The sequence below is a fragment of the Halobacteriovorax sp. GB3 genome, from assembly GCF_028649655.1.
Taxonomy (GTDB): domain Bacteria; phylum Bdellovibrionota; class Bacteriovoracia; order Bacteriovoracales; family Bacteriovoracaceae; genus BSW11-IV.
In genome coordinates this window covers 664,866-691,114 of the sequence record NZ_JAQSLN010000003.1, presented here as the reverse complement: position 1 = coordinate 691,114, position 26,249 = coordinate 664,866, and the positions used below count along the sequence as shown (strand labels likewise).

General features: G+C 37.5%; 24 protein-coding genes. 15 read left to right on the top strand and 9 right to left on the bottom strand.

Features of this window, described 5'->3' with window-relative positions; genetic code table 11:
• Window positions 1-62 precede the first annotated feature (62 nt).
• Together HBN50_RS09580 and HBN50_RS09575 are read left to right on the top strand one after the other, a co-directional pair.
• The gene (locus tag HBN50_RS09580) at window positions 63-458 is read left to right on the top strand and encodes a hypothetical protein (RefSeq protein ID WP_273869506.1); all 396 of its coding nucleotides are present in this window, start codon (window positions 63-65) and stop codon (window positions 456-458) included.
• Window positions 436-1,569: a metallophosphoesterase gene (locus tag HBN50_RS09575; protein WP_273869505.1), complete on the top strand. Its 1,134-nt coding sequence runs from the start codon at window positions 436-438 to the stop codon at window positions 1,567-1,569. The genes HBN50_RS09580 and HBN50_RS09575 overlap by 23 nt, the downstream gene beginning before the upstream one ends.
• On the opposite strand, the gene HBN50_RS09570 is transcribed toward HBN50_RS09575, so the two are convergent.
• The 5 genes from HBN50_RS09570 to HBN50_RS09550 are packed head-to-tail and all read right to left on the bottom strand — an operon-like array spanning window position 1,566 to window position 6,887.
• A complete protein-coding gene (locus tag HBN50_RS09570; protein ID WP_273869504.1) occupies window positions 1,566-2,081 on the bottom strand; it encodes a chemotaxis protein CheX in 516 nt (171 codons plus the stop codon). The two genes, HBN50_RS09575 and HBN50_RS09570, sit on opposite strands and share 4 nt — an antisense overlap.
• A 14-nt stretch (window positions 2,082-2,095) precedes the next feature.
• Entirely contained in the window at window positions 2,096-2,602 is a 507-nt protein-coding gene (locus tag HBN50_RS09565; protein ID WP_273869503.1) for an Hpt domain-containing protein, read from the bottom strand.
• A 9-nt stretch (window positions 2,603-2,611) separates the two neighbouring features.
• The gene (locus HBN50_RS09560) at window positions 2,612-3,007 is read right to left on the bottom strand and encodes a response regulator (RefSeq protein WP_273869502.1); all 396 of its coding nucleotides are present in this window, start codon (window positions 3,005-3,007) and stop codon (window positions 2,612-2,614) included.
• A 23-nt stretch (window positions 3,008-3,030) separates the two neighbouring features.
• Window positions 3,031-4,104 (bottom strand): HD-GYP domain-containing protein, encoded by a 1,074-nt coding sequence (locus tag HBN50_RS09555; RefSeq protein ID WP_273869501.1) that lies wholly within the window; start codon window positions 4,102-4,104, stop codon window positions 3,031-3,033.
• A complete protein-coding gene (locus HBN50_RS09550) occupies window positions 4,104-6,887 on the bottom strand; it encodes a hypothetical protein (protein ID WP_273869500.1) in 2,784 nt (927 codons plus the stop codon). The genes HBN50_RS09555 and HBN50_RS09550 overlap by 1 nt, the downstream gene beginning before the upstream one ends.
• Before the next feature lie 272 nt (window positions 6,888-7,159).
• Here HBN50_RS09550 and HBN50_RS09545 point away from each other — a divergent pair, with 272 nt between their 5' ends.
• Window positions 7,160-7,993, top strand: coding sequence for a flagellin N-terminal helical domain-containing protein (locus HBN50_RS09545; protein WP_273869499.1), 834 nt, complete (start codon window positions 7,160-7,162; stop codon window positions 7,991-7,993).
• 50 nt (window positions 7,994-8,043) lie between these two features.
• On the opposite strand, the gene HBN50_RS09540 is transcribed toward HBN50_RS09545, so the two are convergent.
• The 3 genes from HBN50_RS09540 to hppD all read right to left on the bottom strand — a co-directional run bounded on the left by HBN50_RS09540 (window position 8,044) and on the right by hppD (window position 10,841).
• Window positions 8,044-8,466 carry a DUF523 domain-containing protein gene (locus HBN50_RS09540; RefSeq protein ID WP_273869498.1) on the bottom strand — a complete coding sequence of 141 codons (423 nt, stop codon included), beginning with the start codon at window positions 8,464-8,466 and terminating at the stop codon, window positions 8,044-8,046.
• A 2-nt stretch (window positions 8,467-8,468) separates the two neighbouring features.
• Window positions 8,469-9,665 carry a thiolase family protein gene (locus tag HBN50_RS09535; RefSeq protein ID WP_273869497.1) on the bottom strand — a complete coding sequence of 399 codons (1,197 nt, stop codon included), beginning with the start codon at window positions 9,663-9,665 and terminating at the stop codon, window positions 8,469-8,471.
• A gap of 96 nt (window positions 9,666-9,761) precedes the next feature.
• Entirely contained in the window at window positions 9,762-10,841 is a 1,080-nt protein-coding gene (gene hppD, locus HBN50_RS09530; RefSeq protein WP_273869496.1) for a 4-hydroxyphenylpyruvate dioxygenase, read from the bottom strand.
• A gap of 177 nt (window positions 10,842-11,018) precedes the next feature.
• Here hppD and HBN50_RS09525 point away from each other — a divergent pair, with 177 nt between their 5' ends.
• The 12 genes from HBN50_RS09525 (at window position 11,019) to HBN50_RS09470 (ending at window position 24,095) form a co-directional block, all read left to right on the top strand.
• Window positions 11,019-12,272, top strand: a complete 1,254-nt coding sequence (locus HBN50_RS09525; protein ID WP_273869495.1) for an MBL fold metallo-hydrolase — start codon at window positions 11,019-11,021, stop codon at window positions 12,270-12,272.
• Between the two features lie 132 nt (window positions 12,273-12,404).
• Window positions 12,405-15,119, top strand: a complete 2,715-nt coding sequence (locus tag HBN50_RS09520; RefSeq protein ID WP_273869494.1) for a hypothetical protein — start codon at window positions 12,405-12,407, stop codon at window positions 15,117-15,119.
• A 12-nt stretch (window positions 15,120-15,131) separates the two neighbouring features.
• On the top strand, window positions 15,132-16,172 hold the full coding sequence (locus HBN50_RS09515; protein WP_273869493.1) for a hypothetical protein: 1,041 nt from the start codon (window positions 15,132-15,134) through the stop codon (window positions 16,170-16,172).
• 177 nt (window positions 16,173-16,349) lie between these two features.
• A complete protein-coding gene (locus tag HBN50_RS09510; protein ID WP_273869492.1) occupies window positions 16,350-17,960 on the top strand; it encodes a carboxyl transferase domain-containing protein in 1,611 nt (536 codons plus the stop codon).
• Window positions 17,961-17,970: 10 nt separating this feature from the next.
• Window positions 17,971-18,771, top strand: coding sequence for an enoyl-CoA hydratase-related protein (locus tag HBN50_RS09505; protein ID WP_273869490.1), 801 nt, complete (start codon window positions 17,971-17,973; stop codon window positions 18,769-18,771).
• A 2-nt stretch (window positions 18,772-18,773) separates the two neighbouring features.
• On the top strand, window positions 18,774-20,255 hold the full coding sequence (locus HBN50_RS09500; RefSeq protein ID WP_273869488.1) for an acetyl-CoA carboxylase biotin carboxylase subunit: 1,482 nt from the start codon (window positions 18,774-18,776) through the stop codon (window positions 20,253-20,255).
• Between the two features lie 7 nt (window positions 20,256-20,262).
• Entirely contained in the window at window positions 20,263-20,754 is a 492-nt protein-coding gene (locus HBN50_RS09495) for a biotin/lipoyl-containing protein (protein WP_273869486.1), read from the top strand.
• Window positions 20,754-21,674, top strand: coding sequence for a hydroxymethylglutaryl-CoA lyase (locus HBN50_RS09490; protein ID WP_273869484.1), 921 nt, complete (start codon window positions 20,754-20,756; stop codon window positions 21,672-21,674). The genes HBN50_RS09495 and HBN50_RS09490 overlap by 1 nt, the downstream gene beginning before the upstream one ends.
• Window positions 21,675-21,684: 10 nt before the next feature.
• Entirely contained in the window at window positions 21,685-22,470 is a 786-nt protein-coding gene (locus HBN50_RS09485; RefSeq protein WP_273869483.1) for an enoyl-CoA hydratase-related protein, read from the top strand.
• A gap of 144 nt (window positions 22,471-22,614) precedes the next feature.
• Window positions 22,615-22,971, top strand: a complete 357-nt coding sequence (locus tag HBN50_RS09480) for a hypothetical protein (RefSeq protein ID WP_273869481.1) — start codon at window positions 22,615-22,617, stop codon at window positions 22,969-22,971.
• Between the two features lie 11 nt (window positions 22,972-22,982).
• Window positions 22,983-23,336 (top strand): hypothetical protein, encoded by a 354-nt coding sequence (locus HBN50_RS09475; RefSeq protein ID WP_273869479.1) that lies wholly within the window; start codon window positions 22,983-22,985, stop codon window positions 23,334-23,336.
• A 135-nt stretch (window positions 23,337-23,471) separates the two neighbouring features.
• Complete coding sequence (locus HBN50_RS09470) at window positions 23,472-24,095, top strand: hypothetical protein (RefSeq protein ID WP_273869477.1); 624 nt, start codon at window positions 23,472-23,474, stop codon at window positions 24,093-24,095.
• Here HBN50_RS09470 and HBN50_RS09465 read toward each other — a convergent pair.
• Complete coding sequence (locus tag HBN50_RS09465) at window positions 24,064-26,109, bottom strand: ATP-dependent helicase (RefSeq protein WP_273869475.1); 2,046 nt, start codon at window positions 26,107-26,109, stop codon at window positions 24,064-24,066. The genes HBN50_RS09470 and HBN50_RS09465 overlap by 32 nt on opposite strands.
• Window positions 26,110-26,249 lie beyond the last annotated feature (140 nt).

Below are 26,249 nucleotides of genomic sequence, written 5' to 3'. Positions count from 1 at the left end.
GTTGTACTAAAGGGAAAGATCTTCCAATGTAAAGTCAGTGCCATTTTTGATAGAATAAACGTGTGAATATATTGAAATTATTTATCTTTTCTTTGTTTTTTATCTCTTTATCAACACAGGCCGTTGAGAGATCTTCTGCCTTTATCATTAAGGCCTACGGAGATCACTTCAAAGTCCTGGCTCCCTCGCAATTTGTTGGTATAAAATCTATAACGAAAGCTAGACAAGTCGCTGTTATTATAGAAAATAAGACACTCTCTAAACTCTATGGAAAAATTGAGAGTTCAAGTGGTGATCAAAAAGTTTTCGTCAACACGAAGCCTGGCCAAATACCTTCAACGGTTGAGATCAAGTTTCAAACTAACCAACGCTATTTCTTCTACCCACTTAGTCCTTCTTCGCAAGAGGTTGAATTAAAAATAGGTCAAAAAGCATATGAGATTCCTGCAAAAAGATAAAATTATAAAGTCTGTTATTGTCATAAGCGATATCCACCTTGGGGCGGGACAATACGTTAATGGAGATCGAAATTATCTGGAGGACTTTCATTTCGATGAAGAGCTTGTTGATTTCCTCGATTTCTATAGTAGTGGGGATTACTTACATCGTGAGGTTGAGCTCGTGATCAATGGAGATCTTCTTGATCATTTGGCAGTTCCTTATGTAGAGTATTACGATGATGAATATTGGTCAGAAAAGGCCGCCATTAAAAAAACAGAAATGATTCTTGATGCTCACAAAGAAGTCATTAATGCGTTTGATGAATTTGCGAGTAAGAAGAAAAAGAAAATCACTTATATCATTGGTAACCATGATGCCGAGATGGTCTTTGAAAGTTGCCAAAAAGTTTTAAAAGATCGTCTTAGTGAAAAGGGGAGAGAGAACTTTCAAATTCTTTTAAACCCTGATGCAGACTATTCTCCTTATAAGGGAATTGTCATTAGACATGGTCATGAGTACGAGCTTGCTCATCAATTTGATCCCAATGACTCTATCATTGAAGCAAAGTCGGGAGATCGATATTTCAATCCTCCTTGGGGTTCTTACTATGTCACAAGAATTATTAACAAGTTTAAAGAAGAAAGAGACCATATTAATGCCGTAAGACCGATCAAAAAATTTCTTATTAACGGTCTTATTTATGATCCACTTTTTACGATTCGTTTCATGCTCGCTAATGCTTTTTACTTTTTCATGGTGCGATCGATTTTCATCATTAAACAATCTAAGAACCTTTCTAAAATATTTGATCTCGTCAAAAAAGAGCTTGAGCTCTTTCAAGATTACGAACTTTTGACTGAGAAGTACTTACAGGAAAATGAAGAGGTAAGAGTCCTTCTTGTTGGGCATACTCATGAGCCTGTTATCAGAACTTTTTCAACGGGACAAACTTTTATCAATACGGGAACGTGGACGAGAATGTATCATCTAGATTTTGGAAAAGGTCAGGATCTTCTTACTTATGCGAGTGTCGATATTAGTGAGGAAAATGAAGAAAGGCCACAATTAGAAGTGGCCCTTAATAATTGGAAGGGAACTAATAAGCTCCCTTATACTGAATTATCTTAGTTACCATCACCTTCAGCATAGCAAAGTTCCATGTACATTGGTCCATGGGCAGAGCTAATTGGGATAAGGATAACGATCGTTCCATTCGGATAAGAGATTGTGTGCTCTTTACCTTCTATCATGGATGGGATGGCCATATTTGATGTGTAACCAAGTCCTGCGAGATCTCGTTTGGCATTACCCATAATCATATTTGTAATCTCTCCACCGACATCTTGAATTTCTTCATTAAATTCAGTGAATGTATCCATAAGCATGGCAGAAGCTACTTTAAAGTATGTTTCATATGGCCATGAGAGGACAAGCATTGCTCTATATGGCCTTTTAACGCCATCTTTTTCTACTTCACCATTAAGGCCTAGAACCGCCGAAACATCACCCTTAGATGTATTTCCTTGCTTGATACTTGGCTTTTGGGGATCGAGTTTCGTAAATACCATAGTCTCGAAGACATTTCGTGCCGCTTCGATAAATGGCTTTGAGAACTCAATAAAGTTATGTTTAGCCGACATTATTTACTCCAGTCTTATAATCCTAAACTTGACATGAGATCATCAATTGAAGATTGAGACAGATTCTCACGATCTGGCTCAACTGCACATGATGAACGCTCAATATCTTTAAATTTATCTGATAACCAATTTAATCTTGTAACAAAGGCCTGTGTGTTTAATTTATCAAGAGCGTTGTCATTACCAGTTTTGATTTGATCAACCATTTTTCTAAGTAACTCTACTGAGTCGAATAAAATAGCGACAACAACTTCAACAAGGGCAACTTCTTTGGTTTGACTAGATTTGTAACCAATCAATTTACCAAGCTCACAAAATGTTGCAATTTCCATTGCACCAATTGATTTTGCTGCACCCATAACTCTATCAATAACTTGTCCGAATTCTTCTAGTTTTTCAGTTTTAGTTGGATCATCTTCTAAAACTTCTAGATGCTCTTCTAATTGACCAAATAATTCGAGCGACTCGTCACAAAAGTCGAGTACAATCTCTCTCATAGAAGGGTCATTAATTAAACTCATCAGCTATTCCTAATTAAAAATCTTATCAATTTTTTCTTTAAGAACTTGCGCAGAGAAAGGCTTGACAATGAAGTTACTAACTCCGGCCTTAACTGCAATAACAACGTTTCCTTGTTCAGCTTCAGCTGTAATCATAAGGAAAGGAAGTTTCTTTGTCGTTTCTGTAGCTCTCACTTTCTTTAGTAGTTCTAGTCCTGTCATCTGTGGCATGTTCCAGTCTGAAACGATAAATTCAAATGGCTCATTGGCCTGAATTGCTGATTCAATCATTGGCCATGCTGTTGCACCATCATCGGCTTCTTGAATATTTTTAAATCCAATTTGACCAAGCATGTTTTTGATAATCTTTCTCATCGTGGCCATATCATCGACGACAAGAATTTTCATGTTAGCATTCAGTGACATTTTTTCTCTCCTAAATCAATTGGCTATGCGGCCATATTTTCACTATCTCGATTATTTAGATTCGATTGTTCATCTTCTGTATTAATTATTAATGATAGATTTTCTAATATTTTATCGCCAAACTCTAATTCGAGTCCAGAGGTAAGTGTTTTATTTTTAAGGTTTTTAATAATTGACCTTAACGGTTTTTTTGTTCCGGCTACCTTTCCTTGAGAGTATTCAAAGAGGTGAGCTATAGCTCCAATTATCAGAGCTAATTGGTCAATATAATCTCCTTGGCGCATAGAGGGGTATCCCGAGCCATCGTAGCGCTCATGATGTTGAAAGATGATATGTTTACATCTATCGGATATATCCAGTTGTGCTTTAAGAATGAAGTGGTGAGAGTAGCCAGGATGTTTTTTAAACTTCTTTCTTTCTGTATCATTTAGTTCTACTTGAGGTTTGTGATTTAAGTAGAAATCCATCTGAGTCATTCCTAAATGACAAAAAAATGAGGCGCATATTAGATCAGAGAGGCTTTCTTCGTCTTTTATATCGCAGTTCTTCGCCAGAAAGTAAGATACGGCGACTATTCTATTTGTAATATTATCACTACTTAGTATTTTTTCAGCTAAGTAGGAGGCTAAGCTTACTGTGGCCGATACGCGCAGACCGAAGGTCATTATTTCCTCTTGGGCCGCAAGAATCATTGGAAGAAAGTTGTCATTCTTTTCGCATTCTTTAAATCCAATTTTAAGATCAAAGATACTCTCTTCATTATTAGTTCTTTTTTCAATCAATGCTTGAATTCTTTTCTCTCTTTCTATTTCAATTTCTTCTAGTTCCTGTTCTTGAAGAGAGGGAATATCTTCTTTAGATAATTCCATTATTGTAAAGAAAGTCTTTTGTTGATTGTCTGCAATCGCTATTTCACCATGTCTTTCTAGTGCGTAATCCAGAAAGAACTCTTTGTTAGAAGTGAGAGGGCTATTAGCATAGAGAAAAGGTGTGTGTTGATTTGTATTTGGATTATATAAATAAATATGAAAAGGAAAAATCTTTCTTCCTTTTAAATGTTCTTTTTCAATGTAAAAAAACTCTTCAGGGGCCTTCATCAACCAGTCCTTTTAAAGAATCTTCCGAAAAAAGATTTAATGGCCGAAACAGGATTTGTATTTTTCTCTTGTTCTTTTGCCTTTTCTTTTTCTTCACGTTTTGCTTTAAGTGATTCATATTCAACAAGTCTTTCCATTCCACCATGATAATGATCGAGAATAAATCCTCTAATACCTTCAAGAACAGTTTCGACTACCATTGATTCTTCTTCGCTAATACCTTCCGTGAAATCACAGGTTACTAGTCCCATGAGTTCAACACCTTCTATATAGGGAAAGATAAAAAAGTTATCGCTACTTTGGAATTTGTCATCTTGCCAAGAAGGTATACGCGTTTCTTGCCATTGGGAGAGATTCTCTTTTTTCATTCTCTTCCAGCGTTCAATACTTTCTTGCTCACTAATTCCAAACTTCTCGTCATTATAAAGAGAATAGACTTCTTGAGCTTTTGTTGTGCCCTTTTTAACTAAAAAGAAACTACAAATTGCTCCGTAGTTTGAGAGTAAGTAGTGAGAAGCTATTTCAAAGAGAGTTTCTTTCTTTGTCGCTCGATCGTAATAGAGATTGAGCATATCAATGGCCACTTCTATTCCACGTGGCTCGGGATAGAAAATTCTTCGCTGTTCCATTTGTGGATCTTTGTTTTGGGCAGGGATTGGAATATCAAGCTGATTTAAAAGATCAGTAGGGTAGTAATTTTGGGTCTTTGTTTTTCCAAGTGATTCTCCTGGAATATAAGTCGGACCTTGTTTTTTCTTTTTCTTTCCATCACCGTAGATCGTTACATTGGCAAACTCTTCTTTTATCTTTGAATAATCAATAGTCTGCTCACCAAGGTCAACTTTCTCTTTAAAGTTGATCTCTACTTCGCCCTTCTTTTTTCTTTCCATTTCGACTGATTCATTTTTTTCATCTTTCTTAAGATCCCAGTCAAATTCTTGATGTTTGACTCCTTTTCTAGAGTCATAATATGTTTTAATGTGCTCAGTTTTTGTTGAGCCCCTTTGATTTTTTTCTTCTTCAATATCTAGATATGATGACTTTGATTTTTTCTTTTTAAACTGGTCTTCTTCTGTCTTTTGAAGATCGACCGCTCCAGATTTATCACCGTCTAAATCGAGCTTCTTTTCGCCTTTACCTTGACCGTACTCTTTTTCTTCAGCTTCATTGGAATGCTGTTCTTTATTTTTTGAGTCATTTAAATCGAGATGAGTTTGCTTGTCTCTATCTTTGTTTTTAGAATCATCATCTTCTAAGTTAAGAGAATTTTCTTTTTCTCTTTTCTTCGTATCCTCTAATTCCTGCTCGTGTTCTTCTTTTTCTTTTCTTTCATCATCTGCTTGAAGTGAGAGACCTTCTTTTTCTCTTTCTTTTCTTTTTCTTTCTTCTTGGACCTCAGTCTCTTTGTTTCGAGAGGTATCATCACTTAAGTCAAGTTGTTGATCTTTCTTTTTTCTTTTCTTTTCACTGTCTTCTAGGTTGAGATCATTGTCTTCTTTTTTCTTCGATTTAGATTCTTCTTCTAAGTTGAGTGCTTTCTCTTTTTTCTTTTTGTCCTCTAGATTGAGTTCATCCTGCTCTGATGATCTTTTCTTATCATCAATAAGGTCTAGTTCATCTTTCTTTTTTGCTTTATTTTTCTCGTTTTCTTCTTCAAGATTTAGTGTGTTATTTTTCTTTTGATTCTTTTTTTGCTCATCCACTTCTTCATAGAGATCTCTGGCCGGTGAATCATCATCGAGATCAAGATTAAGTGCTCTTTTTCTTATACGATCAAGTTCATCGTCAAAGTCATCGTCTAGGTCCAGTTCTGTGTTCTTTTTCTTTTTTGCCTCTTCATCCGCATCGATGGAGAGCATTTCTTTTTTTGAACCATCTTCTAGATCAAGAGTGATTTCCTCACTCTTCTTTGTCTTTTGATAATCATCTTCTCCAACAAGAGAGAGTGACTCACTTTGTTTCATTTCATAGTCATCATCATATTCAAAAGATGATGTTTGCTTTTTCTTGTTGTCTTCTACATCTAGCTCTATTTCTACATCAGATTTTTTAGATTTTCCCTTGTAGTATGATTCAATGTGATTTTCTTCGTAATTCTTTTTCTTTTTCTTTTCATCTTCTTCATAGTCAAGAGAGAGCTCTTCTTGTTTTTTCTTCGATTTCCAGTGACCTTCGATAACTTCTTGACCCATTTTCTTTTTGGGTTTTTCTTCGATGTCACTTTCAATCTCTAGTTGCTTCTCTTTCTTTTTACGAGCATAGAGATCTTCATCATCTTCATTTGAATCATCTGCGAGAATTCCTTTTTCTACTCTTTGAGCTTCTTTAGGCTTTTGATCTTCATCTTCTTCTTTTTTAAAGACTTTCTCTTCTTCCTCTTGTTCATCGCTTTCTGTAACGACAATCGTGTTTACTTGCATCTTAACTTTGAACATGAGAGTCTTTGGGTTAACAGGATCTTCGATCATTTCTGTTAATCCAATTTTTTGAAATTTATCTAACGTTTTTCTTGGTAGTTTTTGCTTAGATAAAAGAAGAACTTTTGAAGAAAGCTTTTGAATATACTTTCTGTTTGCCTGAAGCATGAGGGCACATTTCTTTGGTTGAGCACATAGGACAACAGACTGCCCAATAGTTGGAAGCAGCTGGTTGATTTCCATAAGTTCATCAACATCAAAAATTTCAATCCCCATATCATCAACACTTTCTGTCAAAGCTTCTTTAAGCTTTTCTAATGACTCAGAAAGAGGATGAACAAAGACGAGGGGTTTTTTAGCACTCATACTCACTTTATCGTCTATTTTAACCTCTATCCTTAAAGAAAAAGGGCCATAGAGATAAAATTAAAGTGGACCTGTAAGGTCGGGTAATTGTTTGAAAAAAAAATATTTTTTTTCTTAAGGTTTTTGCGTGAGCGCCGAATTAGGTCTTGTAACACTTAACCACGGTGGTTGAGTCAAAAAAAGACATTTCTATTACGAGCAGTACGCTCATTGGTCCGCATGGTAAGGGACTAATCTCCAGTAAGGAGAGAGTTGAACCAAGGAGGATTTCAATGGGTTTACGTATTAACACGAACGTCTCGTCTCTATCTGCTCAAAGAACGTTAGGAAACAACAACGCGAAACAAGCAGACACTCTAGGGAAGCTTTCATCAGGTACAAGAATTGTAAAGTCGGCCGACGATGCTGCAGGACTTGCGATCTCTGAGAAATTGAAGGCACAAGTAAGATCAACAAATCAAGCGGAAAGAAACGCGAATGATGGTATCTCAATGATTCAAACTGCAGAAGGTGGTCTGAATGAGATTTCTAACATTCTTACTCGTTTAAGAGAGCTTTCAATCCAATCAGCTTCAGACACAGTAGGTGATTCTGAAAGAAAGTTTACAAATCTTGAGTATCAAAACCTTAAGCAAGAAATGGAGCGTATCTCTCAGGTGACTGAGTTCAACGGTAAGAAGCTTCTTAATGGACAAGGTGATACTTATGATTTTCAAATTGGTATCAACAATGATGATTTCCAAGATAGAATTAAGTTTGATGCTCAGCAGTTAAATGCATCAATTGGAAATCTAGGTGTTTCTGAACTTTCAGTAGGATCTAAAGAAGATGCTCAAAATGGTTTAGAATCAATTGATACGGCCATTCAAATGGTATCTGGACAAAGAGCGGAGCTAGGTGCGAAGCAAAACAGACTAACGTCTACAATCCAGAACCTACAGATTAGTTCTGAGAACCTCTCTGCTGCGAACTCTCGTATTAGAGATACTGACTTTGCTGCTGAAACTGCGAGAAAAACTAAGTTAGACATCCTAACTAACGCAGGTACTTCAGTTCTAGCTCAGTCTAACTCTCAAGGACAAGCTGCACTAAAACTTATCGGTTAATCAGTAAGATAGCTATGATAGGAAGGGCCCATCAAATGATGGGCCTTTTTTTATTCTACACTTTCAATTTCAATATTATTTTTTAAAAGAAGCGTTGATAAGACGCCTTCGCCTTTGATCGTTTGGCCACTGTAGGTTCCATCATAAATTTCACCATGACCGCACATTGGAGATTTACTTTTTAAGAGAGCTTTCGTTGCTCCTGTCAGTTTGGCTATTTTTAAGGCCTCGCTTGCACCTTTTTCATATTCAAAAGTAACGTCTTTGCCTTTTATCGAAAGAACTTTCCCATTAACAATTTCAGCCGGGTCTCGAGGTGTGGAAAGTCCTCCAAGCTGCTCTGGGCACACTGGAGTGGCAAGACCCTTTTGAACAAGCTCAACAACAAATTGTCTTTCTTTACTTTGACAGTCATAGCGACACTCAAGCCCTGCTAAACATGCACTGACAATATATTTCGTTTCCTTTTCCACGACTAACACCTTTTAAAGCTAACAGATACTCCTTGTCCCACACCGACACACATTGTGGCAAGGGCCTCATTAAAGCTTGGATGATCTTTCATTATATGAGTGAGTGTCGTAACTATTCTTGCTCCTGAGCAGCCAAGCGGGTGACCAAGAGCAATGGCTCCTCCTCGTAGATTTACTTTCTTCTCGTCGATATCGAGCTCTTTTGTACAACTTAAAACTTGAGCACTAAAAGCTTCATTAATTTCAAAGAAGTCAAAGTCAGTTATCTTTTTATTAAACTTTTTAAGGAGAACTTTTGTCGCTTCAACTGGACCAATTCCCATTGTATTTGGATGAACACCTCTGATACCCGCACCTGTTAACTCAACTAGTGGACTCAGGTTGTGGCGTTTAATAAAATCCTCACTAGCTAAAAATAGGCATGAGGCGCCATCGTTCATGCTTGATGCATTCCCTGCAGTAACTGAACCATTTTCTCTAAAGACGGCCCTTAGTTTTGATAACTTTTCTAAGTTTGTATCTTCTCTCGGTCCTTCATCTTGATTAACGATGAGACTTTCTTTTTTCAATTTAATTTCTAGCGGTAAAATTTCGTCGTTAAACTTACCACTCATTATCGCACTTATGGCCTTTTGGTGCGATGATAGCGCAAATTCATCTTGTTTTTCACGAGTGATATTATGTATCGTAGCAAGTTCTTCAGCTGTTTCTCCCATACTCCATAGAGGAAAGAGCTTTTTCATTTTTTCATTTGGAAAACGCCATCCAAAAGTAGAGTCATACATTTTTGAATCGCGGCCAAAAGAGCTTGAAGGTTTACTCATGACAAAAGGAGCGCGAGTCATACTTTCAACACCACCAATGAGGACGGCTTGATTAAGTCCAAGAGAAATTCTTCCCCAACCATCAATGAGGGCATCAAGTGAAGAAGCGCAGAGGCGATTGACAGTAAGACCTGGAACTTCAAAGGGAAAGCCTGCTAAAACAAGGCTCATTCTTGCGATATTCCTATTATCTTCTCCGGCTTGATTGGCACAACCTACAATCACATCGTCAATTTCGCTCATGTCAAAGTCGTGGCTCTTTTTGAAGTCTGAAAAAAGGGCAGCAAGCATATCATCTGGGCGCATGTGAGAGAGCGCTCCATTAATTCTTCCAATTGGGGTTCTTTTTGCATAGGTAAGAAAAACGCGAGTCATATGATCCTCATTGTTAGTTTTTCTCTTATTATGCCTTAAGGGTGGGGGGGATAAAAGAAGAAAAGGGCCTAAAATAGGCCCTTTGTATTTGAAAGATTATTCTAAGTAACCTCTTTTCATTTGATCTCTTTCAATGGCATCAAAAAGTGCTTGGAAGTTTCCTTCTCCAAATCCATTGTGGTTTTTTCTTTGAATGAATTCAAAAAAGAGGGGACCAACATAAGTCTCAGTAAAGTTTTGGATGAGGTATCCTTCTGGGTCTCCATCAACAAGAAGTTGTCTTTCCTCTAGAACTCCTAAATCTTCTTCTACATCAAAGTCGCGCTTAGGAATATCTTCATAGTAAGTGTGAGGGATATCTAGAAATTTAATTCCTCTCTCTCTAAGATCTCCAACTGTTGAGATTATATCTCCACAAGTTAGTGCGATATGCTGAACTCCAGCTCCTTTATGTAGGTCTAGAAATTCTTGAATTTGGGATTTTCCACCTTCTGCTTCTGGCTCGTTGATAGGAATAATAACTGCTCCATTTGGAAGTTGAACAACTTCTGATTGGAGTCCTGTTTTTACACCTTTAATATCAAAGTATCTCGTTACTTCAAAACCGTAAACGCGCTTGTAGAATTCTACCCACTTTGTCATTTCACCCTTAGGTACATTATTTGTAAGGTGGTCAATTCTTGCGACACGAGAAGAGAGTGGCCTTGCTTTTGGATCAGTCTCTACTTTTACATAATGAGGACGAAAGTTAGGTCTTGGTCTTTCAACAAATTCGTTAAGAACATCACCAAAACCTTGAATTGTTGCTGTTTTGTAGACACCAAATTCGCATTCGTTAACCTCGAGTTCACCAACAACTTCAGCGCCTCTTTTTTTCGCTTCATTAATGGCATGTTCACAATCTTCCACAAGGAAGCTCATTTTAGAAACACCTTCACCGTGCGCTTTAAAATAACGTGCAGGATGTGATGTTTCATCTTTGCTCGCAGTCATTAGAAAACGAACTTGTCCTTGAGTAAATAATTCTGTGTTGAGGTCTTTATTTTCTTCTGTTTTAGAAAAACCTAGAGTGTAGAAAAGCTCTTTCGTTTCTGTTTCGAGCGTTTCACAAGTAAACTCTAAGTGGTCAATGGCCAAAATCCCAAGTGGGTTCTTTTCACTAATTTGTGATCTCACGTAAGTCTCCCAGATTATAAAATGATCAATAATATCTATGTCGTTTTGGTGAGCGGCTATTCTTGCTTACAAATCATGACTCGTAAAGAGCGACGGGTCATAATGCTGCGCTGAGCCCTCGTTTTTGTTATCTCATTTCCAATTGTTATGTATCGCTGAGATCGTTATAATAGATCTATGAGAAAATCCGTCGTCGCTGCCATCCAATTTGAAGATCAACTCTTTTATATTAAAAGAAGTGAGAAGTTATCTGTTTTCCCAGGTTATCTCTCTTTTGTTGGAGGCAAAGTTGATAGAGGCGAAAACTTAAAAGAGGCCCTTTATAGAGAAATCCACGAAGAACTTGGCCTTAATTTAAATGATTCAATAGTTGAATCTATCGAGCCTTGGGCCATTGCAATAACGCCGGACTTTAATCCCTATCGCTTTGAAACTCATTTTTATCGTGTTGTTGTTAATAAGAGACCTGATTTTATTTTTAATGGTGAAATTAAAGAGGGGCTGTGGCTTAGTCACAAAGAGTTTTATAAGCTATTTGATCAAGGCGAAATTATTACAATTCCCCCAATCAAAATTTTAACGGATAAAATTAATTCACCAGAGTTCTTGGGTCATTTAGAGATTGACTTTGATAATGAGATACCTATTTTAGAAAGCCTCAAAAATCTCTTTGTTCTTTTCCCAAGATCTAATACATTCCCTCCGGCAAGTCGAACTAATTGTTTTGTTATTGGCAAAGAGGATTCGATCATTGTTGATCCTTCCCCCTGCGATGAAAATGAGTATGGGAAATTAAAAAGACTTCTGGCCCAATTTAAACCGCGATCAATTTTTTTAACTCACCACCATAGAGACCATATTGAAAAGGCCAACCTATTGGCAAAGGAGTTTAATATTCCCATCTATTCAAGCTTAGATACGAAAGAGCGAATTGAAAAAAGATGGAATGCTAACTACTTTGATGAAATCACTTGGAAAGAAGCTTTTGAAGGAATGAAACTAGGAGAGTGGTTAGGAGAGGAACTTCATGTTGTAGCCGTTCCTGGGCATGATGAAGGCCAGCTCATGATCATGGATTCAAAGAAGAGATTTGCCATAGTCAGTGATCTCATTCAAACCATTGGAACAGTGGTGGTAGGGGATGAAGAAGGAGATATGACTAAGTATTTTTTAAGCATGGAAAAAGTCATTTCTTTAAATCCAAAAGTCATTTTTCCATCACATGGCATAGGGCTTGGTGGTGTTTGGAAAATAAAACAAACACTCTCTCATAGAAAGCAACGTGAAAAAGTCATTAAGGAACTCTACCTAGAAGGAAGGAGTGAAGATGAAATTTTGGCGATTATTTACGCTGATTTACCAAAAGAGCTGATAAAATATGCTAAAAAGACCATTTCTTGTCATTTAGATCGAATAAAAACATTGCTATAGCAACTCTCAGTTAAAGAATTTGGGTAAACCTGTCGAAAAGTCTAGGGAATATTAATTTTTCTTAGGTGATCGGTTATTTTAAAAACAATTAAGACCCTATTAATTTCATCTTTTTTACTATTAAGCTCCCATGTGTATGCTGTTGGTGGGCTCAGTGGTTCTGCATCCTCTTCTCCATCTTCAAGTAATGCTAGTTTTTTTACAAAAAAGGTTAGCCCAATAACTTCTTCTGAAATGAACTTACTTTATCCAACAAAGTGTCAGAATGATTATTCAAGCTCAGGTGTTATTCCTCAAAAATTAAAGTGTTTTGCAAACGATGATACATTCCTTAATGAGGATAAAAACTTAAAAAGAATTCGTGAAAACTCGCTTGAGGTAAATGAAGAGCTTAAAACAAAGAAAAATGAAGATGGAACTCTAAGGTCCTTCAATTTTGATGAAGAAAATTATAAGGACGATGACATTATTGATTGTGAAAATGGATCTTCGAAAAAAGCGCCTGTGAATTCATTATTTCAAGATGTCTCAAAATCTGGAATGTGTTTAGTAAATGCAACTCCTGAGAAAGTTTGCTCATGCATTCAAAGTCAAGTTTCAAAAGGGAATCAAAAGGCCATCGGTAAAAAAGAAATTGATGATATTTCACATAAATTACGATCGATGATGCAAGTGAAGACCCTTTTAGGTGCCACTTCTAAGCAGGTCTCAATTTTTACAAAAATTCATTACTATTTAGAGCATGGAACAAAAGAGCAGAAAAAAAAGCTCCTAAGTTCTAATGAAGTTCAATGGTGTCTTCCAGGTATTTCAAAAAGAAAATTGAAAGCGAGTAGTTGTAAGAAAAGCACGATTAATAATGTGAGTAATACCTTAAAAGAAATTGCTAGAGATTGTAATAGAAATTCAAACTCGAGATCTCTTTGTAAGCCTTTAAAGACCTTTAGTGAAATGAGTGATATTAGTACAAAAGAACTTGAAAACGCTTCTCGACCACTTCTCACAATCGTCGATAGTAATATTGAACAAGCTCTGAAGAAATTAAAAGATAGCTCTGAGTATGCAGAAATTGTTAAATCAAAACCAAAAGATCTCCAAAAAGAGCTTTTGAGATTTATTGAAAATGAGAAGGAGACTGTTCATCTTCTCAATGCCTTTTCAAATGAAGGCTTTGAAAAAATGTCGAATATCGATTTCGTTAAAAGAGTTGATACTTATGAAAAAGAAAGGCTCAGAGAGGATTTTACTAGCAAGCAACGTGATGCAAACTTGCTTTTAAATAATTCAACACCAGCCCCTATGGGAGCGATCACAAAAGAACATTTACCTTATTATGAGCATGCAATGGCCCTTTCAAGCTATATCCTTAGAAGTCCAATTATTGGTAAAGAATACAGAGAGATGGTAGAGGGAAGTGAAGATGAGGGAATTTCTGAATTCTTAGAAAAGATGATTCTTGAGCAAGACCTTGGCGAGATGAGTTTTTCTGATTATGTCTTCTCTAAAGAAGATGAGGGAATTGAAGAATTAATTAGTACATGTGGTGAAATTGGAAAGGACTTTTCTAGAGTCTGTGGTGAAATTGAAACATTTGATAAAATATCCATTGATGATTTTTATAATAAAGATGGAAACCCAATGCTTACTGGACTTGAAGATTTAATCAATGTTGATTCATCTGGTGAAATGGGGATTAAAACAGCTCAGTACTACTGCGTTGCTTTTTCTCAAGCTCTTGAAAGAGGTAAAGACCCTTTAAGTGTTTCTGATCTTATTTATGATGATGATAAAATGAAAAATATTACATCCAACTCTAATAGTTATATGAGAAAAAATGGGTTGCTAAATCCTGACACAGAGCTGGTACAGGTCGGGAGCGTTCAACCTCAAAATACAAAATTGTCAGCAGCAACGAAAGCACAGGTTACACCTGAACAAAACTCAAGTGCCCCTAAAATGGCAACTCCAGATTATCAAAATACTAATTATCAAAACCAGTCCCTTGTCCCTCTTTATGATGGAATGGTCAAAAAAGAGGCCATTAGTGCAAGAGAAGAGGATAATTCACTGAGGCAAGATGATGGACGAGATGCTTTAGCTCAAGAAATTGCGGATTTAAAAGCTCAGTTAAAAAGTGCAAATTCCACTCAAGAGTCTACTCCTAGTGTCGAGGGCAACGAGAGAGTTGATTCCCTTTTAGCACAAATTAAAAGATTAGAAGATAAGATGGCAAAGTCTCGCGAGATTGCATCAGATGATGATTCTAGTGAAGGAAATAAGCAAACAAAACAAGTGGGTTCTAGTAGAACTTCTCCTTCTCGATCAAATAGCTCTAGAGTTTCAAGAGCTTCTAGCTCTCCAGGATCTGGTGTGATCAATGAATCTGTCGCATCTTCTTCTGGGTCTTCAGGCGTCTCGAGCTTAAGTGCACCAAGTGCAAATTCATCTGCTTCATCTTCTGGTGAGAGCTCTTTTTCAAGATCAGCGAGCACAAATGGAAAGACACAATCTAGTGCTCTTTCATTTTCTCGTTCTGATATTGGAAAAGATTCCATTGTCATTGGTCAAGATGGCGATCTCTTTCAAGCTCTTTTGAATTCTAAAGGAGAGCCGGTTTTTCAAGAAGTTGAAAAAGGTGTTTTCTATAAGTACGAGCCAATTCTTGGAGAAGATGGGAAAGTTGTTATAAAAGATGGTAAACCATTATTTAAGAAAGTTCTCGTTAAAGATAAAGAGAGGGCGATTGCTTCTGAAAGAAAGAAAAAGACAATTGCGGCCCCTAAAAAATCTCGTAAAATCTACCGATTAGATGAAATGAATCGTCAAATTGACGAAGCTAATCAGTAACAAAGGGATTTTATGAAGTGGTTGGTTATTGTTGTCTGTCTGCTCAGCTTCTCAAGTCATGCTAGAAAAAGTGAATTTTTCTCCCACACTGAAGCTGCTGATGTTTTTACTATCTTAGATAATCTCTCTGAGTGGTTTCCTGCCTCTAAACGCGAATATCGCGTAGCCTGGCAGAAAAAATTTGGACTTAGTGATCGCGATATTGAAAAACTGCAACTCTATCGTTCCTTTCGATTGCGTTTTAAACAAAAGTCTCCCTCTAGCGAAACTTCAATGTTTTCTGAACTCGATGTTCCTCTCGATATTATTTCTGAGGCCTTTTATACATCTGAATCTGTTGATGAAGCTTTAAGAAAATTAAGTCCAAAGCTAAAGAAGGATGATATTCTCTTTCTCGCCGAAACCATTAAGTATTTCAAAGAAAATATTAAAGAGTGGTACAAAGAATCCATCGCCTTTAAGTCAAAGGTGAAATTATTGAAAAAGAATTTTTCAAAAGATAAAGTCAACCGCGTTTTAAAAGATATTGCGAAGTTTTTGGGAGTTAAAAAACCAAATATCAATATACACATGGTTTGGTGGCCTTCGGCAAACGCTCCTGTTGCAAGCTTTTATGGTCATCATGTCGTTTTGCACTTTAATCCAATTGATCATATTTCTAATCTTAATAACTCTATTGTCATTGAAGCTGCAATTGCTGGAATGCTTAGAAACCTTCCTTCCAGCTCTAAAGAAAGTTTTACAAAGGCCTATTTTAATCAGTGCCAAATCCAAAAGAGATTCACTGCACTTTCACAAGAGCAATATCTGGAGCGTCCTTTAATTTTAGCTCTTAGTCATCTCAATCATGGAAATCAGAAGCTTAAAAAGAAATTCGATGTCTTCGTAAAATGGGATCAAAATGAAATGGTAAACCTTTTGGCCCGTGACTTTTTCTTTTATTACTTACAAGCGAGACGTTCAAAAGTTAGCTTTGGGACAGAATTTGCTAACGGACTTGGATCGGTGTGTCAGAGTTATGTTGACGCATTCTCCCAGGCTAAGAAACCCTAATTTCACGATCTAAGGGAAGGACATAAGTCCATTTATGACCTTCTCTTTCTAGAATTCATCTAATTTCATCATCTTAGTTCCCTAACAACTTGTGTTAGTGACCGCCCATGTCTTGTCGATTTTAAATAAACCAATTAAAATACTCGGGCTTAACACAACGCTTACACTGGGGAATCTATGGATGTTTACCATTCACAAATAGATGTTAATTCAGAAGTTTTCAAAGAGAACCAAGAGTTTCATCTTTCGTTGAGAAGCGAATTAAAAGAAAGATTATCTAAAGTTAAAGAATGTGGTGGTCAAAAGTATGTTGATCGTCATCATTCGCGTGGCAAATTCCTTGCTCGCGAAAGGATTGAGCGCATCTTAGATGAAGGCTCTCCATTTATTGAACTTAGTGCTCTGGCCGCCAATGGGATGTATGGAACTGACGTTCCTGCTGCTGGTGTTGTCTGTGGTGTGGGAAGAGTTCACGGAATTGAATGTATGTTCGTAGCTAACGATGCCACTGTTAAAGGTGGAACATACTTTCCAATGACTGTTAAAAAACACTTACGCGCACAAGAAATTGCTCGCGAAAATCGTCTACCATGTATTTATCTTGTTGACTCTGGAGGAGCCTTTCTTCCGATGCAAGATGAAGTTTTTCCTGATCGCGATCACTTTGGAAGAATCTTTTATAATCAAGCACAAATGTCTTCGATGGGAATTCCACAAATTGCTGTGGTACTAGGTTCCTGTACTGCTGGAGGAGCGTATGTTCCGGCCATGGCCGATGAATCGGTCATTGTAAAAGGAAATGGAACCATTTTCTTAGGGGGACCTCCTCTTGTTAAGGCCGCAACAGGTGAAGAAGTTACAGCAGAAGAGCTCGGAGGCGCTAAAGTTCATACAAGTGATAGTGGTGTTGCTGACCACTTTGCTGAAGACGAAGGTGAAGCACTGATCATCACGAGAAATATTGTTGAGAATCTCAATTATAAAAGCCCGGGGAAAATTCTTGGGCAAAAAGATATTAGTGAAATTAAAGAGCCTCTCTACGATAGAGAAGAGCTTTATGGAATTGTAAATAAAGATTCTAAAAAGCCTTTTGATATTCGTGAGATTATTGCTCGTTTGGTCGATGGTTCTGAGTTTCATGAATTCAAAGAACGCTACGGGACAACTCTTGTTTGTGCCTTTGCCAAAATTCACGGACAACAAGTCGGAATCGTCGCCAATAATGGTATTCTCTTTTCTGAATCGGCCGTCAAAGGTGCTCACTTTATTGAGCTATGTGGCCAAAGGAAAATCCCACTTGTTTTCTTGCAAAATATTACTGGTTTCATGGTTGGTAAAAAATATGAATCAGAAGGGATTGCTAAGCACGGGGCAAAGATGGTTACGGCCGTCTCAACTGTTGATGTTCCAAAGTTTACTGTGATCATTGGTGGTTCATTTGGTGCTGGAAACTATGGAATGTGTGGACGCGCTTATTCTCCTCGTTTTCTATGGATGTGGCCGAATGCTCGTATCTCCGTTATGGGCGGCGAGCAAGCAGCAGGAGTACTTACGACTGTTAAGCAAGCAGCTTCTAAAGGAGCTATGAGTGATGAGGAAGTAAAGGAATTTCAAAAACCAATTCTAGAAAAATATGAACGAGAAGGTTCTGCTTACTATTCTACAGCAAGACTTTGGGATGATGGGATCATTGATCCTGCTCATACGAGAGAAATTCTTGGACTCGCCATTTCAGCCTCTTTAAATGAAGAGATTAAAGAGTCGAAATTTGGCGTTTTTAGAATGTAAGGAGAAGATAATGAGTGATTTATATTTATTAGATATCGATTCGAGAGGAGTGGCCACGGTTACTCTTAATCGACCAGAACTACACAATGCCTTCAACGATGAACTTATTGTTGGGTTAACAAACGAGTTTCTTGAACTCGAAAAAAATGAAAAGGTACGTCTTATTGTCCTAACTGGTGCTGGTCGCTCATTTTGTGCTGGTGCAGATCTTAATTGGATGAAAAAGATGAAAGACTATTCTGATAGTGAAAACTATGAAGATTCACGTAAGCTTTCTCGACTCTTTGAAGTCATCAATAGTGTTACAAAACCAGTCATTGGAAAAGTTAATGGTCATGCCCTCGGTGGAGGAACCGGTCTTGTAGCCGTATGTGACTATGTCATCGCTAAAGAAGGTGCAAAGATTGGCTTTACCGAAGTTCTTTTAGGATTAGTTCCCGCTGTTATTTCTCCTTATGTTATGGCCAAAATTGGCCACTCTAAGGCAAGAGCTTACTTTTTAACTGGTGAGAAGTTTGGTCCTGAAAAAGCGATGGAAATGGAGCTTGTTCATCAAGTGTCTCTTGAACGATATTTCGAAAAAGACGTTGAACAAGTCGTATCAAAATTTCTTATGGCCGCACCTGGGGCACAACAGGTTTGCAAACAGCTCATTCAAAATGTTGATGCTAAAGTACTAGATAATCAATTTGAATCAGTCATTGATTACACGTGTAAAACGATTGCTAAACAAAGAACGAGCGAAGAAGGTCAAGAGGGGATGGATGCCCTTCTTACAAAGCGTAAACCAAATTGGTTAGAGGGAGTTTAATCGTGAGAGAAATAAAGAAAATTTTAATTGCGAACCGTGGTGAAATTGCTCTTCGAGTTATTAAGACAGCTAAAGAAATGGGCATTAAAACAGTCACGATCTACACTGAAAAAGAAAAGTCTTATCCTCATAGCTATATGGGTGATGAGTCTTATTGTTTAGGTGAAGGGGCCTTGAGTGAGACGTATCTCAATCAGGCGAAGATCATCGATATTGCTAAAAAATCTGGTGCCGATGCCATTCACCCTGGTTATGGTTTTCTCTCTGAGAATGGAACGTTTGCTGATCGTGTGATTAGTGAGGGAATTATTTTTATTGGACCTCGATCTGAGTCAATGCTGATTATGGGAGATAAGAAAACTTCTAAGCAAAAAATGGAAGAACTTGGAATTCCACTTATTCCTGGTTACCACGGTGATAATCAAGAGGAGAACTTCCTTCGTGAACAAGCAGTAAAAATAGGATTTCCCGTTCTTGTCAAGGCCTCTGCCGGAGGTGGTGGAAAGGGAATGAGGGTCGTTTGGAAGGAAGAAGAATTTCTCGAGGGCCTTCAATCAGCTATGCGAGAAGCCAAAAATGCTTTTGGTGATGATACCGTACTTATAGAAAAATACATTACTAATCCACGCCATATAGAAGTTCAGGTCATGAGTGACTCTCATGGTAATCATCTTCATTTCTTTGAAAGAGAGTGCTCGATTCAAAGAAGGCACCAAAAAATTGTTGAAGAAACTCCATCTGTTGCACTAAGTGATGAACTTAGAAAAGAAATCACTGAGAGTGCCGTGGCCATATCAAGTGGTATTGATTACCTCGGAGCTGGAACGATTGAATATATCCTCGATGATGATGGTCGATTCTACTTTCTTGAGATGAATACAAGACTTCAGGTTGAGCATCCTGTCACTGAAATGGTGACTGGAGTTGATCTTGTTCGCATGCAGATTATCGCTGCAAGTGGACAGCGTATCGAGATGAAACAAAGTGAGATTCAACAAAAGGGGCATGCTATCGAAGTACGTCTCTATTCTGAAGATCCAGACAATAATTTTCTTCCTGCAACGGGAAAAATCAGCTGCGTCGGTTACCCACTTTTAAACGGAGTACGTTTGGACTCTGGTTATGTAGATGGAAATGAAGTCACAGTTAATTTTGATCCTATGCTTGCTAAACTCATTGCATGGGGAGAAAGCAGAGAAAGTGCGACAGAGAAGATTCTTAATTCTCTGGATGATATTCCTTTTCTTGGAGTAAAAACAAATAGAGATTACTTAAAAAGAATTTTATCTACAGAAGAATTTGCTAAAGGGATTACTTACACCCACTTTGTTGAAACCTTTAAAGATAAATTATTGAAAAAAGATGAGACCGAGCATCAGATTGCAATGGCCATTGCGGCCTTTCTTATCAATGAAAGAAAGCAAAAACCTGCCCAGTCGGGACAAAGTGTTTGGCAATCAAGTTTTGGATTTAGAAACGTATAGGTGAGTGATGAGAAAATCAATTATAGTTAATGGAAATAAAGAAGAAGTCCTTATTAAAGATAGAAGTGCTCATCATGTAAACTTTGTTTTTAATGGGAAAGAATATAACGTTAATTTGAAATCCCAGCATACAAATGAAATGGTTTTAGAGAAAGAAGCTCAAAATCAGAGAATCTTCTTTGATGGGCAACGAGCACTTGTTGCTGGAGCAGAGATTTCTCTATCCAATGTTAATATGTCGAGGCGAAAAGGTAATCAAGATCAGGATAGTGAAATGAATGCCCCAATGCCTGGCAGTATTTTTAAAGTAAATGTTAAAGTTGGAGATGAAGTTAAAAAGGGTGATACACTACTTATAATGGAGGCCATGAAAATGGAACATGCTATTAAGGCATCTCATGATGGTACTGTATTAAAGCTCTTTTTTAATGAAGGTCAGCTGGTCGAAGCTGGTGCTCAACTAGTTGAGTTAAGCTCTCTTCCAGAAAAGGAGGCCTAATGCTAAATCATCTTCCAAGTGAAGTGAAGATCATTGAGGTTGGTCCGCGCGATGGACTTCAAAATGAAAAAACGGTCCTAGATACTCAGACGAAGCTTGAATATATTCGTTTACTCTCAAAAACGGGGCTTAAAACGATCGAAGCAACTAGCTTTGTTCGTGCTGATAAGATTCCCCAGATGGGAGATGCAAAAGCATTGTACGAAGGAGTACAGTCGCTTTCTCTAGACTCTTCGATTTCAACTCCTTGTTTAGTTCCTAACTTAAAAGGATTAGACCTGGCCTTGGAGTGTGGTGTTGGTGAAATTGCTGTTTTTACGGCCACAAGTGATACTTTTAATATGAAGAATATCAATGCCTCTGTCGATGAGTCTCTCACTCGCTTAGCTCCAGTTATTGATAAGGCAAAAAGTGAAGGACTTAAAGTCCGCGGTTATATTTCGACTGTTTTTGGCTGTCCTTATGAAGGTGAGACGAGCTTAGAAAACCTTTTCAAAGTTTCTCACTTTCTAGAAAAAGCTGGCTGTTATGAAATTTCGTTAGGCGATACCATCGGAGTTGGTCACCCGGTTCTCGTTAAAAACGTAATTAGCGAGCTCGATAGAGAGTTTGATATCTCTCTCTTCGCTATGCACTTTCACGATACAAGTGGAACGGCCTTGGCCAATATTTTAACTTCCCTTGAATATGGAATTAAGGCCTTTGACTCTTCTTCGGCAGGCCTTGGGGGATGCCCTTATGCTAAAGGGGCCACTGGAAATGTTGCTACAGAGGATGTTATCAATTTACTTCATTCAATGGGCGTTTCTACTGGGGTTGATATGGAGCTTTTAACAGAGGCGAGTACTTATATTTTAAGTTCTTTAAAAAAGCACTCGAGTTCAAAGTTTTATAATGCCTACCTTGGTAGAAAATCATAGAGGAGTATCTATGAGTACGTATTCAGATCTTAAAGATTTAAAAGTTGTTAAAGAAGATAACCTTTTATGGTTAAGTCTTGATAACTCTAAAATGAGTAACGCTATTACAAGTGATATGATCGACTCTTTAGAGTTGGTTTTAGAAAAAGCAGAAAATGATCAGTCTATTTCTGTTGTTATTTTAAAGGGTGAAGGAAAGCACTTTTGCGCTGGAGGCGATGTTAAGGCCATGCTGGAGCAAAGTGGAATGTTCGCCGGTGAACCTTTGGAGCTTGGGAAGAATTATAAGAAGTTTATTCAAAGAATTCCCCTGGCGATGGAGAGATTTCAAAAGCCTTTGATTGCAATGGTTAATGGAGCGGCAATTGGTGCTGGTTGTGATCTCGCTTGTATGTGTGATCTTCGAATTGGTTCAGAGAAGTCTCGCTTTGGAGAAACTTTTGCTAAGCTTGGTCTTGTGCCTGGTGATGGTGGCACATTCTTTCTTCAAAGAGTCGTCGGCTATTCTAAGGCAATGGAAATGATACTAACTGGTGATCTCTATGTGGGAGAGCAAGCAAAGCAAATGGGGCTTCTCACTCGTCTCGTTTCTTCTGAGGACTTAGAGAGTAAAACACGTGAACTTGCTATTCATGTTTCTAGTCTTTCTATATCAGCAATTGAATTAACTAAAAGGGCGATGAAAATGGCCATGAAACAAGATCTCTCTTCTCATTTAGAGGTTCTTTCAATGTATCAAGGCATCGCTCAAAGAAGTGACGATCATCTACAGGCCCTAGAGTCATTCAAAAAATAACTTTAAATTCTATACAAAAGGGAGTGTCAAAAGCTCCCTTTTGAAATGTTAGTTTTTTTTAAAAATTACTTTCTAATCTTTGTTGACAGAGTGTCGTCTAACCGTAAAAATTTTAATGAAAACAATATTTTACATGGATGTTCAGTGAGACCTCTCTACCTTCTATGTTTGCTCCTTGTTTCATGTTCAAGCATGACTTTTGACTTGAGTGAAGCGCAGAGTTTTAACCAATCTGGTAACGACAGAGTAACGAAAGTAAGTCGTTCTAGAGGAAGAATAGAGACATATCTTTGGGGAATGACTCCCGCCAAACAAGTTGTTTCAGTTAAAAATGAACTAAGGAAAACAGGTTTAGAGCGAGGAAGGTCAGTTAACTTGACTCTCTCTCATTCGGCCCTCGATAAGGCCCTTTTGTATTTGAGCTTTGGACTAATTATGCCTGCTCAGTATGAAGTCAAGGCCTATGGAGTGAATGACCAACGAAGTGAATTATCTTTCTAAGGTATTTAAGCATGAATAAGTTTTTATCTATTGCGCTCACTTTGTTTTTGGTTTCATGTGCTTCTGAAGTTCATGTGAAAGTCGGAAAGTGTGAAAATATAAAATTTGGAAAAGTTGATTCTCCTAGAGTCCTTTCAAAGAGATTTCTCTCTTTTAATGGACAAAGAGAATTGCTGTTTTCTAGTGTCTTTGATGGTAACGAAGTGGCTTGTCAGAATTTGGTCGTAGAAAAGGCCTTGCTTTCAAGAGACGTTATTGATGTGACCTTGAATTTAATTCCATTTGTGTATTCTCACTCGCTGACTTTAGTTTACGGTACAAGAGAATCTAAAAAACTCACGGATGATATCAATGCCAGGGATTAGGCAGCCTATTTTCCTTATTCATGATGAATAGGTGGAGGCCAAGGATGGCCTTCTTTTCTTTTAAATCCACACTTAAGACTTAGTAATCCTTACAATTGAAAAGCTCAATTTTTTAGTTCATGGTATATTGGACTCATGAAATTAGTGCTAGTTCTATTTATCTTTTGCCTCAGTTACTTCTCTTATTCTCGTGACTTAGGGATTGAACCAGAGGTTTTTCAAAGAGAGTATATTCATACTTCGCATATAAAACATAAGAAAATACAGACTTATGGACTTAGTACCTGTGTGGCGCTTTTTCTTTATGATACTACTAGAAAAGAAGCTGTCCTTGCTCATCTTGATGCTTCAGTTGATCTTGAAAAGGAAATTTCTCATTTAGCACGCTTACTTGATCGCGTTGATTTTTCCCTTGTTCTAGGTGGCCAAGAGCGCTCTGCAATTGATCTTCACTCAAAAGTTTTGACGATGATGAATTCTCTAGAGATTCCTGTTAGGGAGAGTCTTTACAATCAAAATTCCAAGTCATCGATGTCACTTACTTTTGACCTTGAACAAGGAAGCTATGAATTTTATGATGAAATGAACTTGAATACGGATTATCGAGTTTTAAATAAAAAAAATGATCGACTTAAATTCCACTCAAGGCTTTATCGCCACGAAGAGAGCTTGGGAGGGGGAGATCAAGTGATTATTGATGATGATCAAGAGTCCAACCCCTGGTCTTTTATTCATCCAATAGGTTCATCAGGCCTTTAAAGAAATCACTCTTGTATTCTTCGGCCTCGTCTTTACTCATATGACCAAAATTTGTTCTATCTTGAATCTGGAGAAGATCCTCTTTGTCTAATTCGAAAATAAAGCGCGATGGGTAGCGAGGAGTCTTGGCTCCATAGAGCTTTCGCTCTTTACAGTAGGTCATATAGAGCTTTTTTTGAGCTCTTGTAATTCCTACATAACAGAGTCTTCTCTCTTCTGAAACATCTTCGCCTTGTTTAACGGTTTTCTTGTGCGGGAGAAGTTCTTCTTCCATCCCAACGAGAAAGACGGTATTAAACTCGAGGCCTTTTGATGAGTGAAGTGTCATCAAAGTAACTTCATTCTTTCTGACATCGTCATCTTCATCTTCTTCATCTCTTTTATCTTGAGAATCTTGTAAGAGAAGTCGCTCAACAAACATTTTTAAATCGGCCTTTTCTGCCTGCTTTTCACTAAAGCGTGCTGCGGATTCAATAAATTGGTTCACATCATTTTTTCTTCGATCAATCTGTTTCAAAGAATCATAATTCTTAGCGATATATTCGAAGTAATGTAACTTCTCAACGAGAAGTGAAATAGACTCTGAGAGAGAATGACGTTTAAAAGTCTCTTTAAACTCATCAATTAAATCAGTGAAGTCTTTAATATATTGCTTTCTGTTGGGGTCAACATCAGGAAATCTTCTAAGGGCCTCGTAGAGTGTGATTTCTTCTTGTTCCATTTTCTCTAAAAACTTCTCGAGAGTTCTATTTCCAATTCCTCTATTGGGAACGTTGAGAATTCTTCTAAGAGACATTTGATCTTTGGGATTAAGAATCACAAAGAGATAGGCCATTAGGTCTTTAACTTCTTTTTTCTCGTAGAGTTTTTGACCACCAACAATCGTATAAGGTACTTGCGAGAGTCTAAGTTCATCTTCGAAGGGTTGAACCTGTGTATTTGAACGATAAAGAATCGCAATATCTCCAAGGTGACCACCTTTGGATTGGTGCTTTACGATTTCCTCAACGACAACTGCTGCTTCGTGATCTGTGTCGGCCATCTTCCATAAAAGTGGTTTGAAATCACTTTTCCATTCACTCCAAAGAGATTTATCTCTTCTATTTTTATTTTCTTTGATAACTCTGTTTGCCAGTTGTAAAATTGGAGAAATAGAGCGGTAGTTTTGCTCTAGTTTAACCACTTTTGCACCCTGGAAGTTCTTTTCAAAAGAAAGGATGTTGGTAATATCGGCACCTCTAAAAGAATAAATCGCCTGATCATCGTCGCCAACCACACAAAGGTTGTTATGAGTGCATGTAAGATGAAGGACCAGATTAAACTGAAGGGTGTTGGTATCTTGGTATTCATCGATCATGATATATTGAAATTGCTCAGAGTATTCTTTTGCAATGTCTGGATTTTCATCAAAGAGTCGCACAGTTAAAAGAAGAATGTCATCGAAATCGATTGCATTATAGAATTTCAATTTGTCTTGATAGTATTCATAGCAATAGAGAGTTGCATGACAATAGGGGTCTTCATCATCGAAGAAACTGCTATCGGCGTAATCGTCAGCCGTAATTCCTGCGTTTTTAAGATTACCTATTTTTGAAAGTAGATCTTCTCTTTTAAAACTCTTATCAGCATTATAGTGCTTAAGAGCATCGCGTAAAATTGCTAACTGGTCACTTGTGTCATAGATAGAAAAGTTTTTGTGATAACCAAGCTTCTCAATCTCTTTTTTTAGAATCTTTAGTCCTAGAGAGTGAAATGTCGCAAGAGTCATTCCTTTGGTCTGACGTTTCGAGAGGAGGGCCTGGACTCTCTCTCTCATTTCTTTTGCTGCCTTATTTGTAAAACTAACCGCCAAAATGTTTTTTGGAGGTATGCCTAAATTGTCGACCATATGGGCGATTCTATAGGTAAGCGTTCGGGTTTTACCACTGCCAGCACCCGCTAAAATAAGAACGGGGCCTTCAATGGTTTCAGCCGCTTCGCGTTGTTTGTCATTGAGACCGGCAAGAGAAATCATAGCCCCTAAAAATAGCGAATAAAGTGTCCTCCGGCAACTGAGAAGAGGACCTTTTTCACTCATATTTTTGCCTGACAATGAAATAATGGCCTGTTATAATTTTTCTGATCAAATTAAATATTTTGTTTACCAATATTAGT